Genomic DNA, 2,069 nt, shown 5'->3' on the forward strand with positions numbered 1-2,069 from the left:
TGTTCTTAAAGTCTGTTTTCTTAAGCAATACTTTTACCCCATTACTTAATGTCAATGTGGTGAGCCCCAGAGTAGCATCTTTATCCTCCTTCACAATCTTTCCGCCTGAAGGTATTCCAGCAAGCAATGGCAGGGTACTTACATTATCTTTAAATGCTTCCAGTTTCTCCTCATTAACACTTTCTATCCAGCTGAGTGCCTTAGTCTCATCCGGTAAACTGGCTTTATCCTTTTCAGGCGCCATAATAATGATATCCCTATTGATATCTTTGATGTATTCTTTACTTACGGCATTGACTTCCTGAAGAGAAATTCCTGGAACAAACCGGGTAACCAATTCGTTTTCTTTCGTAATGCCAGGTGCAGCATTCTGATTTAAGAAATATTGAAGGTATTCTTTAACATACGATTCCGACTGTGTTTTATCTTTCTCCTTCACTGCAGCCTCCATACTGCTCAGGTAATTCTGTTTTGCACGATCCAATTCGGTTTGTGTAAAACCAAACAACTGTGCCCGGCGGCTCTCTCTCCAAACCGCTTTAAAACCTTTTTCCAGTTCTCCAGGTTTAGCCACAACAGAGGCCGCATACATATCCAGACCACCCAACAGATCCTGAATACCTGCGCCACCCTGCAAAAATGGTGGATCAGCCTGTCTGGACAATTCGGTATAACGTTCGTTCAGAATCTGATTAAACAGGCCTTTGATGAGCGAAGTACGATAATCCTCGGCAGTTTTCAGATCCTGTGCTTTATGCTTAATGAGCACCTGCATCACGGTAGAAGGCATCTCTTTATCTGTAACAGCCAGAAATTGATTTTTGCCTGTCAAGGGTACGGTATATTTTGTTCTTGGTTTCTCTTTTACAGGATTTTTCAGGTCAGAAAATTTGGCTTTAATGGTTTTTTCCATCTCCGCTACGTTTATATCTCCAACGACGATCAGAGCTTGTAAATTAGGCCGGTACCAGTCTTTATAATAAGCCTTAATCGTTTCAGGTTTAAAGTTCAGCAATACTTGCTCTGTTCCTATCGGAACACGGGAGGCATATCTCGAGTGGTTCAGCAGTAAGGGAAAAGTTTGTCTCTGCATTCTTTCTGAAGCACCTTTGCCTAAACGTTTTTCTTCCATGATCACACCACGCTCTTTGTTGATTTCTTCTGTCTCCAAAGTGGCCTCCTGGGCCCAATCCCGCATGATCTGGATGCCATTTTTAAGTATTTCAGGATTGTCTGTTGGCAGAGGCAACTGGTACACTGTTTCATCAAAACTGGTATAAGCATTCAGATCTGCACCAAAACGTACACCAGATTTCTGCAGGTAACTGACCAATTCGCTTTTAGGGAAATGTTTGGTCCCGTTAAAACTCATGTGCTCCATAAAATGGGCCAGGCCCTGCTGTTCATCTGTTTCCAAAATAGACCCCACTTTATTGGCCAGGTACATGACTACTCTATTCTTTGGTTCTGTATTGTGTCGTATATAATAGGTAAATCCGTTTGGCAATTTACCTGTACGTACAGCTGGATCTAAGGGCAGGTTTTGTGTGCTCACTGAACGGGCTTGGCTTGCCTTCAGCGGTTGCCTCAAAGTTTTCAGCTGCGCCTGACTGATAAAAGGCATAAATAAGCCAAATGCCACCGCAGCTATAAATAGTTTTTGTTTTTTGTAAATCATTTGTGATAATAAGTTGAGCCCTAAAGTTCTATATTTTAGCGCACATAAAGGTAGTCCCAACTAAAAAATTACGATTAGTTCGTAGATAAATCAGCGCATTTCTATAAGTATTTTCTAATTTGCTCGTAGAGCTTGTCTTTATCTGCTGGACGCAGGGCACTAGTTTCTACAACCTTACCATCTTTAACGATGAGATAACGTGGGATGCTATACCCCTTTCCATCCCAAAACTTATTCATTAAATCTTGCCTCAATAGATCTGAAGTACGTATATGCTTTCCCCGAAGATCATAGTACCGGATCATTTGCTGCCACTGCTGATCGGCCTCCGGCTTATCCATCGATATATAGAGCATTTCAATTTGATTTGCCTTCAGAAATTTCTGAAGGC

At 41.6% G+C, this 2,069-nt stretch carries 2 protein-coding genes; both read right to left on the reverse strand.

What is annotated here, in order from left to right:
• A partial coding sequence (locus DBR11_RS06155) for a pitrilysin family protein (RefSeq protein ID WP_233260665.1) occupies positions 1-1,678 on the reverse strand: 1,678 nt, incomplete at its 3' end.
• Between the two features lie 101 nt (positions 1,679-1,779).
• Positions 1,780-2,069 (reverse strand): thioredoxin family protein (locus tag DBR11_RS06160; RefSeq protein ID WP_233260666.1); only part of this gene is annotated, 290 nt, incomplete at its 5' end.

The organism is Pedobacter sp. HMWF019 (genome assembly GCF_003061025.1).
Classification (GTDB): Bacteria; Bacteroidota; Bacteroidia; order Sphingobacteriales; family Sphingobacteriaceae; genus Pedobacter.